Genomic DNA, 17,084 nt, shown 5'->3' on the forward strand with positions numbered 1-17,084 from the left:
CCCGGCCGTCAGCGCCGGCTCAGGTGCGGCAATAGATGCCGTGCAGCGTTTGCAGAATCGCTGCCGCTTCCGGGCTGTCGAACTCGTAGAAAACCGACTGCGCCTCGCGGCGGAACTTGACGATCCGCTCGCCTCGCAACACCGCCAGCTGCTGCGACACGGTCGACTGCCCCAGCCCCGTCGCCTCCTGAAGCTGCTGCACCGAACGCTCACCGCCAAGCAGGTTGCACAGGATCATCAGCCGCTTTTCGTTCGACAACACCCGCAGAAGCTGGCTCGCCTTGGCCGAATTGGCCTCAAGAACAGTCAAATCCATATGATCGCTTTCCCTGCCCGGCCCATTAAGTGCCGGTATACAAATGTTTAAATTCTCAATCGCCCGTGAAACAAGCACAAAACTGCGTGTTTTTGTGAGATTCTGGGCAAGATGGACTCGATTTTCCCGCTCCATATTGTAATATTCAAATGTTGGAACCTTTTTTGGAGGAAAACGGCGATGCTGGATAACAGCGATCTGGACAATGCCAAGAGCATGTCAATCATCGTCACCAAGGGGTCGCTGGACTGGGCCTACCCGCCCTTCATCCTCGGCACCACGGCGGCGGCAATGGACGTGGATGTCACCATGTTCTTCACCTTCTACGGTCTTCCGCTTCTGAAGAAGAAGCTCGACCTCAAGTTCACGCCTCTGGGCAACGCGGCCATGGAAATGCCGATGATGGGCACCCACATCGCCATGCCGAACATCGTCGGTATGCTGCCGGGCGTCGGCAGCATGGCCGGGTCGATGATGAAGAACCTGATCAAGAAAAAAGGCGTGGCCTCGATCGAGGATCTGCGCGAAGCGGCAGTCGAATCCGATGTGCGGATGATCGCCTGCCAGATGACCCTTGATCTGTTCGAATACAAGAAGGAAGACATGATCGACGGGATCGAGCTTGGCGGTGCGGCCACCTATATGGAAACCGCGCTCAAGGCTGACATCAACCTGTTCATCTGAAAAAATCCCAAGATCTCATACGGAGGAGAGAAACCACATGGCAGATCAAGTACTGGACGCAAAAGGGCTGAACTGCCCGCTGCCGATCCTGAAAGCGAAAAAGGCCCTCAAGGGCATGGCCGCCGGCCAGACCCTCGCGATCGAGGCAACCGATCCCGGTTCGGTCGCCGACTTCGCGGCTTTCTGCAACCAGACCGGCAACGAGCTGCTCAGCCAGTCGTCCGAAGGCGACGTCTACAAGTTCGAGATCAAGCGCACCTGACGCGCCGACCACTCACGAACGGAAACCCCCGCCGAACAGTATGTTCGCGGGGGTTCTCTTTTTCGGGACCCGGATTCGAACCGCAGGGCTGCACCTGTTTTGCCGGACCGGCCACACGGAGTCTGGCCAGCGGCGGGCCACGACAGCCAGCTTGAATGTTCGCTCAGGTGTCTGCGACGACGTTGCCGCGTTTCCGCCTAAGAATGGCCGTCGTTCCGAACAGCACGGTCAGCCCCACCGATCCCCAGCCCAGCCAGTCACCGAACCGGGCATAGAGCGTGCGCGTGCCGCGCGTCGGGATATCGACATACATGATCGCCGACCGGCCTTCGCCGTTGTCCCTTTCCGACAGGAGCCGGCCATAGGGATCCATCGCATAGCTGATGCCGTTGAAGGTCGTGCGCACATGGGTCATGCCGTTTTCGACCGAACGGAACGGATCGTTCATCACGATGCCGCTGGGAAAATCATGCGAACCGGTCAGCATGATATCGGCGCCGGCGGCACCCGCTTGCCGGATCATCTGCGGGAAGCTCAAGTCGCGGCAGATCGCGACCGAGATACGGCCATAGGGGCTGTCAACGGTCTGAACCGTGCCCGGCCCTTTCGAAAACGCGCCAGCTTCCCCAATCGGGCCGTATCCAAACAGATACCGCTTCTTGTGGTCGATCCGGATTGCGCCCGTGTCGTCGATCAGCAGATGCCGGTTTTCGCCGCGTCCCTCGTCGGCCATCCAGGCATAGGGCAGCGACAGCCAGATACCGTTATCGGCCGCGATGCGCCCCGCCCGGGTTTCGACGATGGCGCGTTCTTCCTCGGTCACGAGCAGGGCGAATTCCGGGAAGGTCACGATTTTCGCGCCTTCGGCCACGGCCTCGGCGGTCATCGCCTCGATGACCGCCAGCGTCTGTTCCAGCGGCACGGTCTTGCGCGTTTCATAGATCGCTTCCATCGAAACCGGATGGATGTCGCCCGCGGCCATCACCGCCGAGGCCAGCCGCACCTGTGGCACGTCGGGCGCGGTGGCAAGGCGATTGGCCCCGAACCCGTAAAGCGCCAGCGCCGGAACGGCAAAAAGCAGCAGCGCGGCCAGCGACGGTCGCAGTGCATAGCCCCGGGCCCAGGCAAAGTTGATCAGCGCCGCCAGCCACGACCACAGGAACACGAACCCCCACAGCCCGGTCAGCGCATAAAGCTGAAGGATCGGCAGCGGCCCGATGCCATAGATGTTCTTGGCCTGAGTGCCGTCCAGCGGACCTTCAAGCGTCGCCAGGAACATGATCGCCGTCGCCGCCACCGGAAAGACCAGCGTCGTGTGCAAACCGTCCCCCAGACGCGGGGTGATGGCCCGGTCGATCCAATAGGGCACCGCATAAAGCAGTCCGATCAGCGAGGACCGGACCACGTTGAATGCCACGCCGGTCAGCGGATCGGACATGTCGAATATGCCCCACAAAGAGATATTGATGGCAAGAACGAAGCCCAGCGCCGTCAACAGCGCCGCGCGCCCGCCCGGCAATATCCGGCTGAAGCGAAGAATGAAAATCGGTGCAATGATGATCGTCGCCGGAATCAGCGGCAGGAAGTCGCTTCTTCGGCAGAACATGAACAGGCCGAATCCGATGAAGAACAGAAGTAAAGGCTCAGTGATCCCGGGTGAGCGTTCTGGGTGTTCGCGCGTCATGATGACTTGCCCTCCCATAGGCTGGAATAAAGCGTTTCGCGTCCTGACCTGAAAGAGAATGGCACGCAAAATAGATCATTCTCGGATGCAAGTCGTTGACCTCAGTCAATCCGAGCGAAGGGCGTTCCGCCTGCTGCGCCGGCCCGACCAGAAGCCGAAACGGCTTATCTGCCCGCCTTACATCTCTGCACGAAGCTCAGAAACCCCGGCACCCACGGCACCTGGCCGGTGCTGCGCAGGTGGATGAACCCGGCCACGGTGTTGCCCTTGACGATGGCGTCGCGCTTGCCGTCGGTGCCGTGGCCGCGGGTGATCTTGCGCGCCCAGGTCAGCCCCTCGGGCAGCCCTTCGAGCGAGGCATAGTGGAACTCATGCGCCTTGATCTCGCACCCCGCCGTGCCCCACGGGTTGGCCGCGGTGCAGTCATAGCGCACGTAGCCCCGGCCCTGCGGCACCCGGTGCATGACCGACCGGCCGGGGATAAACCCCACCATCTCGTGGCAGTCCGGGCCCCAGCAGATCGCCTCGCTCAGATACATCAGCCCGCCGCACTCGGCATAGGCCGGCAACCCGGCCTCCAGCGCCGCCTTGACCGACCGGCGCATGCTCTCGTTCGCGGCCAGCTCGGCCGCGCGCATCTCTGGAAAACCGCCACCGATGAACAGCGCGTCGATCTGCGGCAACTCGCGGTCGCGGATCATGTCGATCGGCACCAGCTCGGCGCCCGCGGCCTCGAAATCCTCCAAGTCGTCGGGGTAATAGAAGCCGAAGGCGGCATCGCGGGCATAGCCCACGCGCAAGCCCATGCCGGGTCGCCCCTCGGGCTTCGGCAGGGGCGCCGCGTCGAGGTCGGGCGCGGTGCCCGCCAGCGCCCGCAACCCATCCAGATCGACCGACCCGCCGACGATTTCGCCGATCCGTTCCACCACCGCGTCGCGGTCGCCGGTCTCGGATGGCGGGGTCAGCCCCAGATGCCGCTCGCCGATCTCCAGCCCGGCATTGCGCCACACCGCCCCCAGCACCGGCAGGCCGGAATAGGTCTCGACCGCGCGGCGCAGCTTGGCCTCGTGGCGCGCGCCGCCGACCTTGTTCAGGATCACCCCGGCGATGTTGACCTCGCGGTCGAACGCCAGATAGCCCATCAGCAAGGGCGCGATGCCGCGGCTCATCCCCAGCGTATCGATCACCAGCACCACCGGCAGGTCCAATAGCTTGGCCAGCGCCGCGTTGGCGTCCGAGCCGTCGGGCGAAATGCCGTCATACAGCCCCTTGTTGGCCTCGACCAGGTTCAGCCCCCGCGCCCGCGAGGCGAAAAACGACCGGATCTCCTCGTGCTCCATCGCGTTGAAGTCAAGGTTGTAACAGGGCCGCCCGCTGGCCGCGCCCAGCCACATCGGGTCGATGTAATCGGGGCCCTTCTTGAAGGTGGCCAGGTCATCGCCCGCCGCCCGGAACGCGGCGCTAAGGCCCATCGACACCACGGTCTTGCCCGACGACTTGTGCGCCGCCGAGATCATGAAGCGGGGAAAGCGGCTCATTTGCCGTAGGGCAGAAAGCCCTTGTCGCGCGCCGCCCACAGTGCCCGGCCCATGTCTTCGGCTTCCTCGACCGATCCGGCCTTGCCCATGGTGCGCAGCGTCACCGCGATGGTGCCCTCGATCGTGGCGGTGGCATAGGCGTCCTCTTCCGCGCCCGTCCACACGTCGATCAGCCGCTCCAGCTTCATTTCCTCGTCGGGGGGCTGGTGCCCCTCGGGCAGAAGCTGCGGAAAGGTCTCAACCACCGGCTCATCGGCGCCATGGGTCATCCACACCTGCGTGGGCTTGTTCGGCCGCCGCTCTACCTCGCCGCCCTCGCCGCGAAACACGCCGAAATTTTCCATCCCCATCAGTTGGGCCGCGCCGGCATGGATATCCATGAAGCCGCGATGGAAAATCCCCACCATCACTGTCCTGGCATTGAACGGGTTCAGCATGCGCGAAAACGAGTGCACCGGCGAACGCAGCCCCAGGATCGGGCGCAGGTTGATCATCTCGCGCAGCGGCCGGCTCATTACCTCCAGCGGGACATAGGCGAACTTGCTTTCTCGAATCTGATCAGCGGCGTCCTGCAGCGACGCCGCCATCGGCATGCCGAGGAATTTGAGCACATCGCTGGTATAGACCCGCCCCGGCGTATGGCCTTCGGTCCCGTGCAGCAGCACGCTGTAGCCCGCGTTGACCAGGGCAAAGACGCTCAGCATATACCACGGCAGCTGGATGCGCTTGCCGGCATAGGACGACCAGTCGATATCGACCGATGGCAGGCTGTCGGGCAGATCGAAGGTCCTGCGCGTGCCCATGGCGAAGCCGGCGATTTCGCTCGGCGCCTCTTCCTTCAGCCGCAGCAGCATCAGGAAGGCGCCGATCTGTTCGGGCACCGCCTCGTCGCGCAGCAGCATCTCCATCGCCTCGACGCTTTCCTCAAGCGTCAGGTGGCGCTGCTTGGTCTTGCCGCGGCCAAGGATGGCCACGAATTTGGAAAACGGGTGCGGAGTATGCGCGTTCATGTCTGCCCCTTATGTGCCGGTTCGCTTCCCTGCAGATAAGGGCGCAAGGCCCCTCATCGCAAGGGGCATCACGCCTCGGGCACGTTCACGTCGTTGAGGTTCGTCGGCAGGATGCGCAGGATCTTCGCCGCCAGCCCCACGGCCAGCAACGAAATCGCTACACCGCCCAGCCCCAGCACCACCTCGGGCCATTTCGGCGCGTAACTGGCGATCTCGCCATCGAAGAAGCTCGACGCCACTTCGTAGCCCGGGAACACCTCCATCGGGTAAAGCTGCCCGCCCACCACGATCACGTAGACCTGCGCCAGACCGCCGATCACCACGAAGACGCTGGCCCAGACCGGTTCGGCGTCGGCCTCGCGGATGCGCGGCAGATAGATCAGCGCGATCGGGAGGATACCCCCGATCAGAACCTGCACCACCCAGAACAGGAAGGTCACATGCCCGCCTTCGAGCAGGATGAAGCGCTCGAACCCGGCATGCTCGGCGGCATACATCGCCGTCAGATGTTGCACCACGGTGAAGTAGAGCACGGCGGCGGCAAAGATCGCCAAGAGGTTGCCCAGCCGGTGGCAAAGGACACTGCCCATCTTGCGGTCCGACAGCTTGAACAGCGCGGTTAGTACCAAAATGAACACCGCCAGTCCAAAGCTGAACGACATCGCAATGAACAACGGTGCCATGATCGCCGCGTCATAGCCCGGCCGTGCCACCAGCCAGCCGAAGATCGAGCCGGTGCCGGTGGTCAGCGCCAGCCGCCACAGGAACGCCACGGTGCCCGCGGCGCGGACGTATTTGTAATCGACCCGGTTCATCTGCACCGCCAGATAGACGGCCACCACCGCCAGGAACCCGGTGTAGAGATAGATGTTCCAACTGAAGATCGACTTGAAGTTATAGGTGGTCATCGCCACCAAGAGCCGGTCGGGTCGCCCGAGATCGAGCACCAGAACCGCTAAGCCGCCGATCAGCAGCGCCATCGCCAGCACCGCGGACAGCCGCGCAATCGGCTTGTAAGGCGCCTGCCCGAACACCGAGGCGATCGAGGCGGCATTGAGCGCCCCCGAGGCCGCGACGATCAGGAAGATCGCGAACACGTGCGGCAAGCCCCAGACCACCTGGTTGGTCATGCCGGTGACGATATGGCCGTGATGCTCGGTATACAAAACCGACAACAGCGCCCCGCCGACAAACGCCGCCAGCAGCAGCGCCGTCCCCCAGACCGCCGGGGTGGCCTTGATTTCGCGGTAGATCGTGCGTTCCATCGCCATGTCTTGCCTCCCCTCAGCCCAGTTGCGCGTAACGAACCCCGGGGTTCAGATCGAGATCCGGGCGCAGTGCCACCGACGGATACTCGGCCAGCCGCTTGGAAATTTCACTGTTGGGGTCCTTGAGGTCCCCGAAGATGATCGCGCCATGGCCCTCCGCGGCGCAGGCCTCGACACAGGCGGGCGTGCCGCCGGCGTCGACGCGGTGCACGCACAGCGTGCAGCTTTCCACCGTGCCCTGGCCGCGCGGGTTGTGGCTTTTCTGGTTGATCACCGGCTCATGGATGAACGACCGCGCCTTGAATGGGCAGGCCATCATGCAATAGCGGCAGCCGATGCAGACGTGCTTGTCGACCAGCACGATGCCGTCGGCCCGCTTCATGCTGGCGCCGGTCGGGCACACGTCGACGCAGGGCGGGTGCTCGCAATGCTGGCACATCATCGGCATGGTCTCGGTGTGGCCGGTGGCCTTGTTCTTCAGCGTCACCTTGCGGATCCACTGGGCATCGGTCTCGGGGTGCTCGCCCTGGCCCCAACCGTTCTCCTCGGAACAAGCCGACACGCAGGCGGTGCAGTCGTCCTGGCACTTGCTGACATCGATCAGCAGGCCCCAACGCTTGCCCGCATCCGCCGCCGCGGCTTCGGCGGGCGAGCCGCCAAAGGCCATCAGCGTGACACCCGGCGCCAGCGTCGCCGTCGCCACCGCCGCGCCCGAGCGCAGCAGGTCGCGGCGGGTCATCTCGGCCCTGTTCGCCTTTTTCGCCTGGGCGCGCTGCGCTGGCGGCTGTTTTGCATCTTTCGGCATCCGGAAGAATGTCATTCGTCTGCCCCCGAAGTCGTCGTCGAAGTCATCATGGTCCTGCGCGCCGGACGCGCCAACCGCTCGAGATAGCCAGCCACGGCGCCCGCCCCGGCGTCGCCCTCGGGCGAGGTCATCAGGCCGGCGTGGCTGTCGCCGTTGATCGCGTGCTCGTCGACCCCGTCCGGAGTCGACCGATGGCACATGAAGCAGTCCACCTTGACGGCGGCATAGTCGTGACACACCCTGCAGAAATGCTTTTCACTGGTGTAGGTCACCGGCATTCCGTGATCGTCTTTGACCGCGTGGCAGTCGAAACAGCCCTTGAGACTCGCTTCGATCTCACGATCGCCCATGCGCAGGGTCAGGTCACGGTCATGGCGCATCATTTCCATGTGGTTCTTGCGCCAGTATTCATTGCCCTCGGCATGGGGTTCCCCGGTCGCTTTGGGCACCGCAGGCAGGAGCGACGAACGCTCCTCGGCCTGGGCCACGCCCGCCAGCGACAGGATGAACGCCAGAAGAACGGCCAGTCGTGCCATGCTTACTCCCCCAGTCCCATCTTGATATAGCCGGTCGGACAGACATCCGCGCAGATATGGCAGCCGATACAGGCATTGTAATCGGTGTAGACATAGCGCCCCACCGTGCGATCCGCCTTGGGCACCCGGTGCACCGCGTCCTGCGGGCAGAAGATCACGCAGTTGTCGCACTCGAAGCACATGCCGCAACTCATGCAGCGTTCGCCTTCCTTCTGCGCCTGCGCTTCGCTCAGCCCGACGATCCGCTCTTCGAAATTGCCCAGAACGGCGTCGCCTTCGATGTGCACTTCCTCGCGCACCTCGCGTTTGACGAAATCGAAATGGCCCTTGTAAAGCTCGTCATGCGGGATGATCTGCGCCCGCGAGCGGTCTTCGTAGTTGTGGATCGCGTATTTCGCCGCGTTGGTGCCGCGCGACTGGGTGTGATCATAATCTTCCGGATCCTTACCGCGCTGGTGCAGTTCCTCCATCAGGTTGAAATGATGCACGTCGACCTTGGGCCGCTTCGAGATGTTGTGATCATCGAGATAATCGGTGATGATCTCGGCCCCGATCCGGCCATGGCCGATCGCGGTGGTCAGCAAATGCGGCTTGATGATGTCGCCGCCGGCGAAATGCTTGTCGCGGCCTTTGACCTGATAGGGGCCTTCGATATCGATGAAGCCGCGCTCGTTGGCAAAACCTTCCATGCCCTCGAAATCGCCCATCTGGCCGATGGCGGCGATGACAATGTCGCATTCGATCTCGAACTCGGTGCCCTCGATCGGTTCCGGGACCATGCCGTTCATCTTGCATTCGCACATCTTCAGCGCCCGCGCCCGGCCGTTTTCGTCCTTCAGCACCTCCAGCGGCATCACCCCGCCCTTGATGTCGATGCCTTCGCGCTTGGCGTCTTCGCGCTCGCGCTCGGCCGCGGTCATCTGCTCGACCGGGAACAGCGAGGTCAGCGTCGCCCTCATTCCCTCGCGCACCAGCGATCCGGCCACGTCATGCGAGGTGAAATCGATCAGCGTGCCGTCGTTGCGCTCGGCCTTCACCGGCTCGCTGATATGGCCCAGGCGGCGTGCGACCGAGGCCACGTCGATCGAGGTGTCGCCACCGCCGACAACCACGACTTTCTGTGCCGTGCCAAGCACATAGCCCTCGTTGAACGCGTCCAGGAACTCGATGCCGTTGATGCAGTTCTCGGTGCCGTCCCAGCCCGGAATCGGCAGCGGACGGCCGTTTTGCGCGCCCATCGCCCAATAGATCGCGTCGAACGCCGCTTCCAGCTTCTCGACTGTGACATCGGTGCCGACCCGGGTGTTCAGATGCACGTCGACGCCCATCTCGATGATCCGGCCGATCTCCTTGTCCAGCATGTCGCGCGGCGTCCGGTAGCCCGGGATGCCATAACGCATCATCCCGCCCAGCTTGTCATGCGCCTCGAAGATCGACACGTCATGGCCGTCCAACCGCAGGTAATAGGCCGCCGACAGGCCGGCGGGCCCGCCGCCGATCACTGCCACCTTGCGCCCGGTCGCGGCGCCGGGCTTACCCATCTTGACGCCATTGGCATTGGCCCAGTCGCCGACATATTGCTCGACCGCGTTGATGCCGACATAGTCGTCGACCTCGTTGCGGTTGCAGCCTTGCTCGCACGGCGCCGGGCAGACCCGGCCCATGGTGGCCGGGAACGGGTTGGCCGAAACCATCCGCTGGAAGGCATATTCCTGCCAGGCCATGCCTTCGACCGGGGGCTTGTCCATGCCACGGGCGATGGCGAGCCAGCCGCGGATCTCGTGACCCGACGGGCACGACCCCTGGCAGGGCGGCGTCTTGTGCACGTAAGTCGGGCACTTGTAGGATGTGTCGGCGTTGAAGATCTTTTCTTCGAGATCCCAGTCCTCCGCGGTTTCGCCTTCCCGGAAACGGCGGAATGTATGGCCTTGATCACTCATGAGAATTTCGTCTTTCATTTCTCTTATTCGCTTTGGGAAGGCGCGAGGGCGAGGATTACTCGCCCAGCCCCATCTTGATGTAACCGCTCGGACAGACATCGGCGCAGATGTGGCAGCCGATGCACTTGCCGTAATCGGTGTCCACGTAGCGCCCGGTCGTCCGGTCGGATTTCTTGACCCGGAACACGGCATCCTGCGGGCAATAGATCACGCAATTGTCGCATTCGAAGCACATGCCGCAGCTCATGCAGCGGTCGGCCTCTTCGCGGGCTTCCTCGGCATTCGGGCCCAGGATCCGCTCGCCGAAATGCCCCAGAACCGAGTCCGGCCCGATCTCGACTTCCTTGCGATCGAACCGCGCCTCGTGTTTCCAGTGGCCCAGGAACAGCTCGTCGGCGGGCACGATCTGGTTGTAGGACCGGTCCTCGTAATTGTGCACCGCCCAGTTGGCGCTGTCGGTGCCGTCGGTCTGCACGTGCTGGTACTCGGCCGGCGCGTGACCGCTTTCCTTCAGCTTTTCCAGAAGGTTGAAGTGGTGCACGTTGACCTTGGGCAGCTTGCCCAGCGACTCGTGCTTCAGGTAATGGTCGATGGCTTCGGCGGCAATCGACGCCTGCCCCACCGCGGTGGTCAGCAGGTGCGGCTTGACGATGTCGCCGGCGACAAAGATGTTTTCGCGGTCGGGCCACTGGAAATGGCCGGTGGCGTTGACCAGACCCCTGCCATTGTCGAGCTCTTCAAGCCCCTTCAGGTCGCCGGCCTGGCCGATGGCGGCGACGATCAGGTCGGCCTCGATCTCGTGCTCGCTGTTCTCGATGATTTCCATCTTCCCCGACGACCAGTCGGCCTTGGCCACCTTCAGGGCGCGGGCGCGGCCATCCTCGCCCAGCATCACCTCGACCGGCACCAGGCTGCCGTGGATTTCCACGCCCTCCTCGCGGACGTGCTTCACCTCCATCTCGGTGGCGGGCATCTTCTCGACCGGGCGGCGATAGATCACCTTCACGTCGGCGCCGTCGCGCTTGGCCACGGTGGCGACGTCATGCGCGGTATGGCCCAGCACCACGTATTCCGGGCGGTCCTGTTCGTGGCTGTGGGTGATGTGGCCCAGACGGCGGGCCACGGCGGCCACGTCCATCGCGGTGTCGCCGCCGCCGATCACCAGCACTTTTTGCGACCCGTGTTGCAGGCGGCCGTCGTTGAACGCCTCCAGGAACGCCACGCCGGTGATGCAGTTCGCCGCCTCGCCCGCGCCGGGGATCGGGATCGGCGTGCCGCTCTGGGCGCCGATGCCGACGAACACGGCGTCGTAGTCCTTCTCGATCTGCTCGAGGCTGATATCCACCCCGATCTTGACGCCGGTTTTGACCTCGACGCCCATGTCCAGCACCCGCTGGATCTCGCCGTCCAGCACGTCGCGCGGCGTCCGGTAGCCGGGGATGCCATAGCGCATCATCCCGCCCAGCTTGTCATGCGCTTCGAAGATGGTGCAGGCATGGCCCTTGCGGCGCAGCTGATAGGCCGCGGTCAGCGAGGCGATGCCGCCACCGATCAGCGCCACCGACTTGCCGGTATCGGCGCCGGGCGCGCGCAGCTTCAGGCCGGTTTCCAGCGCGTGGTCGCCGATGAAATGCTCGACCGCGTTGATGCCGACATTCTGTTCGACCTCGTTGCGGTTGCAGCCATCCTGGCACGGCGCCGGGCAGACCCGGCCCATGATCGCCGGGAACGGGTTGGCGTCGGTCGAGCGCAGGAAGGCATAGTCCTTCCAGTCCATCTGCTCGCCGCTCTCCAGAACCGGCGGCTGCTCGATGCCGCGCACGATGTTCAGCCAGCCGCGGATGTCCTCGCCGGCCGGGCACGATCCCTGGCAGGGCGGCGTTCGGTGGATGTAGGTCGGGCACTTGTAGGACGTGTCCTGCTGGAAGATCTTCTCTTCCAGGTCCCAGTCGTCATGGTCTGCGCCGTCTTCATAGCGGCGGAACGTATGTGCCTTGTCACCATCCATCTTTCTCTCTCCCTCAGGCCTCTTCGGCCGCTTCGGTCTCGTCCTCCTCGGCGCCATCCTGACCCGTCAGGATGATCGCGTTCGAGACCAGCTGATGCACCGAAACGATGCTGTCCATCTCGTAGCCATAAGCCGGCATCACCTTCGAGAACTGCGTCTTGCAGATCGCGCAGATCGCCGCCATGTGGGTCACCCCGTGGTCTTCCGTCACCTGCTGCAGCGCCGTCATCCGCGGGCTGGCGCCCTTCTTGCGCAGCTCCATCAGGTCATCGGTCAACAGGCCGCCGCCGCCGCCGCAGCACAGCGTGCTTTCATGCGTCGTCTCGCGGTCCATGTCGAAATAATGGTTGCACACCGCCTTGATCACGTTGCGCGGAATTTCGAACTGGCCGCCGGGCTCGTCGCCCATGCGGGATGCCCGCGCCACGTTGCAGCTGTCGTGATAGGTCAGCCGAATATGGTCGTTCTGGCTCTTGTCGAATTTCAGCGTGCCCTTCTGGATCTCGTTCCAGGTGAACTCCAGGATATGCTGCGGCACCGGGTATTTCGGGTCGAGGAAATCGAACGGCCCGGCCAGCGTGTTGAGGAACGAATAGGCCACCCGCCAGGCATGCCCGCATTCGCCGAAGATGATGCGCTTGACGCCCAGGTCCTCAGCCGCCTTGCGGATGCGCAGCGCGATCTCGCGCATGTTCTCGTACGAGCCGATGAACAGGCCGAAGTTCGCGGCCTCGGAGGCATAGGACGAAATCGTCCAGCTCACCCCGGCCTCGTGGAACACCTTGGCATAGCCGATCAGACCGTCGATATGCGGCTCGGCGAAGAAATCGGCCGAGGGCGTCACCAGCAGGATGTCGGCGCCCTTCTCATCGAGCGGCAGGCGCACGCTGACGCCAGTGTCCTCCTCGATCTCTTCCTCCAGATCTTCCAGCGTCGCGCCCAGGGCCTTTTCGTTAAGTCCGAGGTTGTTGCCGACGACCTTCACCTTGCCGATGATCTCGTTCGAGTATTTCTGGCCCTTGCCGACCGCGTCCATGATCTCGCGCGCCGCCATGGTGATCTCGGCGGTGTCGATGCCGTAGGGGCAGAACACCGAGCAGCGGCGGCATTCCGAACACTGGTGGTAATAGGAATACCACTCGTCCAGCACCTCTTCAGTCAGGTCGCGTGCGCCCACCAGCGACGGGAAATACTTGCCGGCAAAGGTGAAATAGCGGCGATAAACGCTGCGCAGCAGGTCCTGGCGCGCCACCGGCATGTTCTTGGGGTCGCCGGTGCCGAGGAAATAGTGGCACTTGTCGGTGCAGGCGCCGCATTTGACGCAGGCGTCGAGATAGACCTGGAAGGCGCGGTTCTTCTCCGCCAGCTCCTTCATCTTGGCCAGCGCGACCTCTTTCCAATTCTCTACCAACTCGCCGGGATATCCCAGCGGTTCCTGGTGCTCGGGCGCGGCGATGAACGGGGCCAGACCCTCCATCGCCCCGCATTTCAGCTTGGGGATCTCCAGCGGGTGCGCCATCTTGGGCAGGTCGTCGCCGTCAGCAGCCATCGCTCAGCTCTCCAGTTTCTTCGCCCAGGGGGCGATGTGGCGCACTTCGCGCGGGTTATCCACCTGGTTGCGGGACGGGCTGAAGAACACGCCCGGCGCATGCAGCAGTTTGGAAATCGGGAAGATGATCATCAGCGCCGCCACCGCGCCGAGATGCACCAGCAGGATCGGGTCGGTCGGCAGGGTCTCGATCCTGAGTCGCATCAGTCCCAGCATGAACGCCTTGACCTGGATGATGTCGGTGTGGACCACGAACCGCATCATCATGCCCGATCCGACGATCAGCACCAGCAGCGCCAGCATCAGGTGATCGCTGGGGTTCGAGATGTAGCGGATGCGTTCGACCAGAAAACGCCGCGCCCACAGGCCCAGCAGGCCGAAAAGCATGGCAAAGCTTGCATAGGTGCCGAACGGCTGCGCCAGGCTCACCCACCACGACACGTCCCACTGGAAATAGCGGATGTGCCGGATCAGAACCAGCCACATGCCCATGTGGAAGGCCCAGCCGAACAACCAGATCCACTTGTTCGACTTGAACAGGCTTTCGAAAAATATCACTTCGCGGAACATCCGCAGCACCACGCCCGTGCGCGTCGTCGGCGCCGGGGTCGTCGGAATCTTCAGCGGCGCCGGCGTGCGGGCGTATTTGCGGATTTTCATAGCCAGGCCTACGACCAGCAGAACGGTCGCGACCCAGAATAGAATAGCGTATAGCGCAGAGATCACGCGGACTCCTCCCGTGGCTTTCGCGTAAGCTTCTGGTTTTAAATCTTTTTCCCGTCCGGCCGGGGATCATCCCGGCCGGAACAGATCGGGCGTCCGGATTAGACGCAGCCCGTCGGCTTGGGCAGACCGGCGATCTTACAGGCTTGTTTGGCCGGGCCATAGGGGAACAACTCGTACATGTACTTGTTGTTGCCCACGTCCGGACCCATCGATTTCTTGATCGCTTTGATCAGCACGCGCACGGCCGGGGCAATCTGGTACTCGTCATAGTATTCCCGCAGGAAGTTCACGACGGCCCAGTGCTCGTCGGTCATCTGGATATTCTCGGCGTCGGCGATCACCTGAGCCAGATCTTTGGACCAGTCGGAAAGGTTGGTGATGTAGCCTTCTTCGTCATGCTCAACGGCGGTGCCGTTCACGTCATACGATGCCATTGTTTAGTTCTCCTCACATAAGTTGCCCGTCAATGGGCTATTTCCTCAAAGCCAGGCTTGCGTCCGGTCGGTTTCGGCGACCAGATCGACAAAGCCATCATACCCTACTGCGCTGACGCCTTCCACAAGGCGTCCTGCGTCAAGGCCGCGCGCCTCCAGATCCTCGGTCAGCACGCAGATATTAAGCGAAGCGGCTTTCGCCGCAACGGCGTCCGACAGGCCCGTGCCCGCCATACCGCCATAGACGCCATCCTCGATCATCAGGATCGCATCGCCGTCTTTCGCATGGTTGATGCAGCTCAGAAGAGTCTGCGTCATGAAGGGCGATTTGTTGACTGTGTGTAGCGTTGCCATTCTCAATCCCCCTTCAGAAGCTCAGAACCACGTCCTGATCGGACATGATATCGACCATCTCGGCACGTGAAACGATACGGATCGAGGGCTTCTCTTCCCAGTCATCGTCTTCGTCTTCGTACATGATCTCCTGGAGATCGGCCTCGGACAGGCCACGCTCTTCCAGGCTCTCCTTCTCGACATAGAGCTTGGTGACGTCATAGTCGCCCAGCGCCCGGAAGGTCGGCGAGAAGTTTTTCACGCCCAGCCCGTCGGTTTTCTGACCCTTGGTCAGCTGGAAAACGCCGTCATCGAGGAAGGCCAGCGAAACGTCCTGTTCGAACGCCGCACCGATCAGCACAACTTCCAGGCTTTCCAGCGCGTAAATCGTCCCGTACGGCGCCCTGCGGTTCACGTAGAGGAATTTCTTCGTATCAGACATGATCTTCCCCCTTAGTCCCCGAAGGTCACCAGACGGTCGGTCTGGATCCCCATTTCGATGAGTTGCCCAAGGCCGGAAATCCGGAACCCTTCGGCGATGTTGTTGGCGTCCTTGCCCTGGCGGCTGGCCTCGTTCTCGTCGAGGATGCCGCGGCGCTGGGCCGCGGCGATGCACACGACAAGGTCGACCCCGTGTTCCGCTGCAAGCGCCGTCCACTGTTTCTGGATATTGCGCTCGTCCTGCGGCGGAACACTCAGCCGGGTCGAGACATTCACGCCGTCGTGGTAAAAGAACACGCGCGGCACTTCATGCCCCTTGGCAATCGCGGATTTGACGAAGTTATAGGCCGTGTCCGCCGCTTCATGCGTATACGGCCCTTCGCTGATCAATACTCCAAATTTCACTTTGATCTCCGCGACTTAGAAGTGGATATGCGCCGACATGTTCATCGTCTTGCGCGCACCTGTCCAGGTGTCGAGGTGGTGCTTGGTGAACGCCAGGCCGGTCATGTCGAAGAACCGGTTCCAGCCGATCCGCTCGATCCACTCACCCATGCGCTCCCAATGCTTGGCGTCCTTCTTGTAGGCATTGATGATCTTGCCCACCACGTCCTTCACTTCCGGCCAGTGTGGCGCGTTGTTCGGGAGGTTGGCGACCGCCAGCTTGTGGAACGTCGGCTTCGAGCGGGCATTCGAGTGCTTGCCACCCACCCAGATCGCGATCTTGGTCGAGTCGTCACCGTTGATCTGCATCGGCGGGCACGGCGGATAGCAGGCACCGCAGCAGACACACTTCTTCTCGTCCACTTCGAGCGACGGCTTGCCGTTCACCATCGCCGGCCGGATCGCCGCCACCGGGCAGCGGGCCACAACGGCGGGGCGCTCACAGACGTTGGCGACCAGATCGTGGTTGATCTTCGGCGGCTTGGTGTACTGCACGTTGACCGCGATGTCGCCCTGGCCGCCGCAGTTGATCTGGCAGCACGACGTGGTGATGCGCACGCGGTTCGGCATCTTCTCCTGCACGAACTCGTCATGCAGCAGATCCATCAGGCCCTTGACCACGCCCGAGGCGTCGGTGCCGGGGATGTCGCAGTGCAGCCAACCCTGGGTGTGGCTGACCATCGAAACCGACGCGCCGGTACCGCCCACGGGAAAGCCTTCGGCCTGCAGTTTTTCGATCAGCGGCGCCACTTTCGCTTCATCGTCCACCATATACTCAATGTTCGAGCGGGTGGTGAAGCGGATGTGGCCGTCGGCATACTCGTCGCCGATGTCGCAGAGCTTGCGGATGGTGAACACGTCCATCTGGCGCTGGGTGCCAGCGCGGACGGTCCAGATTTCGTCGCCCGACTTGGCGACGTGGTGAAGAACACCGGGGCGCGGACGGTCGTGCCAGTCCCAGTTGCCGTAGTTCTTCTTCATGATCGGGTGCATGTAGGGGAACGGATCGGGGACCCCGACTTCGTCCGGCATGCGCGGTGTGGCTGCTTCTGTCATGTCTCTCCTCCATGCCTGCCGCCGATTTGCTCAGCGGCAGGAGCAATTAA

At 62.9% G+C, this 17,084-nt stretch carries 18 protein-coding genes; 2 read left to right on the forward strand and 16 right to left on the reverse strand.

Annotated elements, in window-relative coordinates:
• Positions 1–19: 19 nt before the first annotated feature.
• Complete coding sequence (locus tag NO357_RS05555; protein WP_306734612.1) at positions 20–316, reverse strand: ArsR/SmtB family transcription factor; 297 nt, start codon at positions 314–316, stop codon at positions 20–22.
• A gap of 180 nt (positions 317–496) precedes the next feature.
• Here NO357_RS05555 and dsrE2 point away from each other — a divergent pair, with 180 nt between their 5' ends.
• The gene (gene dsrE2, locus NO357_RS05560) at positions 497–1,000 is read left to right on the forward strand and encodes a sulfur carrier protein DsrE2 (RefSeq protein ID WP_306734613.1); all 504 of its coding nucleotides are present in this window, start codon (positions 497–499) and stop codon (positions 998–1,000) included.
• 37 nt (positions 1,001–1,037) lie between these two features.
• Positions 1,038–1,262 (forward strand): sulfurtransferase TusA family protein, encoded by a 225-nt coding sequence (locus tag NO357_RS05565; RefSeq protein WP_306734614.1) that lies wholly within the window; start codon positions 1,038–1,040, stop codon positions 1,260–1,262.
• A gap of 163 nt (positions 1,263–1,425) precedes the next feature.
• Here the strand turns inward: NO357_RS05565 and NO357_RS05570 are convergent, their stop codons facing one another.
• The 15 genes from NO357_RS05570 to dsrB form a co-directional block, all read right to left on the reverse strand.
• Positions 1,426–2,946, reverse strand: coding sequence for a carbon-nitrogen hydrolase family protein (locus tag NO357_RS05570; protein ID WP_306734615.1), 1,521 nt, complete (start codon positions 2,944–2,946; stop codon positions 1,426–1,428).
• 164 nt (positions 2,947–3,110) lie between these two features.
• The gene (locus tag NO357_RS05575; protein ID WP_306734616.1) at positions 3,111–4,484 is read right to left on the reverse strand and encodes a cobyrinic acid a,c-diamide synthase CobB; all 1,374 of its coding nucleotides are present in this window, start codon (positions 4,482–4,484) and stop codon (positions 3,111–3,113) included.
• Positions 4,481–5,494: a glycosyl transferase family protein gene (locus NO357_RS05580; protein WP_306734617.1), complete on the reverse strand. Its 1,014-nt coding sequence runs from the start codon at positions 5,492–5,494 to the stop codon at positions 4,481–4,483. Before NO357_RS05580 ends, NO357_RS05575 begins: the two co-directional genes overlap by 4 nt.
• Positions 5,495–5,562: 68 nt before the next feature.
• On the reverse strand, positions 5,563–6,765 hold the full coding sequence (gene nrfD, locus NO357_RS05585) for an NrfD/PsrC family molybdoenzyme membrane anchor subunit (RefSeq protein WP_306734618.1): 1,203 nt from the start codon (positions 6,763–6,765) through the stop codon (positions 5,563–5,565).
• 13 nt (positions 6,766–6,778) lie between these two features.
• Positions 6,779–7,582, reverse strand: coding sequence for a sulfate reduction electron transfer complex DsrMKJOP subunit DsrO (gene dsrO / locus NO357_RS05590; RefSeq protein ID WP_306734619.1), 804 nt, complete (start codon positions 7,580–7,582; stop codon positions 6,779–6,781).
• Positions 7,579–8,103, reverse strand: a complete 525-nt coding sequence (locus NO357_RS05595) for a hypothetical protein (RefSeq protein WP_306734620.1) — start codon at positions 8,101–8,103, stop codon at positions 7,579–7,581. The genes dsrO and NO357_RS05595 overlap by 4 nt, the downstream gene beginning before the upstream one ends.
• 2 nt (positions 8,104–8,105) lie before the next feature.
• Positions 8,106–10,043: an NAD(P)-binding protein gene (locus NO357_RS05600; protein ID WP_306734621.1), complete on the reverse strand. Its 1,938-nt coding sequence runs from the start codon at positions 10,041–10,043 to the stop codon at positions 8,106–8,108.
• Positions 10,044–10,098: 55 nt separating this feature from the next.
• A complete protein-coding gene (locus NO357_RS05605; protein WP_306734622.1) occupies positions 10,099–12,051 on the reverse strand; it encodes an NAD(P)-binding protein in 1,953 nt (650 codons plus the stop codon).
• Positions 12,052–12,064: 13 nt separating this feature from the next.
• Complete coding sequence (dsrK, locus tag NO357_RS05610) at positions 12,065–13,600, reverse strand: sulfate reduction electron transfer complex DsrMKJOP subunit DsrK (protein ID WP_306734623.1); 1,536 nt, start codon at positions 13,598–13,600, stop codon at positions 12,065–12,067.
• Between the two features lie 3 nt (positions 13,601–13,603).
• Entirely contained in the window at positions 13,604–14,326 is a 723-nt protein-coding gene (locus NO357_RS05615; RefSeq protein ID WP_306734624.1) for a respiratory nitrate reductase subunit gamma, read from the reverse strand.
• 98 nt (positions 14,327–14,424) lie between these two features.
• Positions 14,425–14,760, reverse strand: coding sequence for a TusE/DsrC/DsvC family sulfur relay protein (locus tag NO357_RS05620; RefSeq protein ID WP_306734625.1), 336 nt, complete (start codon positions 14,758–14,760; stop codon positions 14,425–14,427).
• Positions 14,761–14,805: 45 nt separating this feature from the next.
• Positions 14,806–15,114: a sulfurtransferase complex subunit TusB gene (gene tusB / locus NO357_RS05625; RefSeq protein ID WP_306734626.1), complete on the reverse strand. Its 309-nt coding sequence runs from the start codon at positions 15,112–15,114 to the stop codon at positions 14,806–14,808.
• A gap of 13 nt (positions 15,115–15,127) precedes the next feature.
• Positions 15,128–15,535: a sulfurtransferase complex subunit TusC gene (tusC, locus tag NO357_RS05630; RefSeq protein WP_306734627.1), complete on the reverse strand. Its 408-nt coding sequence runs from the start codon at positions 15,533–15,535 to the stop codon at positions 15,128–15,130.
• 11 nt (positions 15,536–15,546) lie between these two features.
• Positions 15,547–15,939: a sulfurtransferase complex subunit TusD gene (gene tusD, locus NO357_RS05635; RefSeq protein WP_306734628.1), complete on the reverse strand. Its 393-nt coding sequence runs from the start codon at positions 15,937–15,939 to the stop codon at positions 15,547–15,549.
• Positions 15,940–15,954: 15 nt separating this feature from the next.
• Positions 15,955–17,034, reverse strand: a complete 1,080-nt coding sequence (gene dsrB / locus NO357_RS05640) for a dissimilatory-type sulfite reductase subunit beta (RefSeq protein ID WP_306734629.1) — start codon at positions 17,032–17,034, stop codon at positions 15,955–15,957.
• Positions 17,035–17,084 lie beyond the last annotated feature (50 nt).

It is taken from the genome of Marimonas arenosa, from assembly GCF_030848945.1.
Lineage (GTDB): Bacteria > Pseudomonadota > Alphaproteobacteria > Rhodobacterales > Rhodobacteraceae > Marimonas > Marimonas arenosa.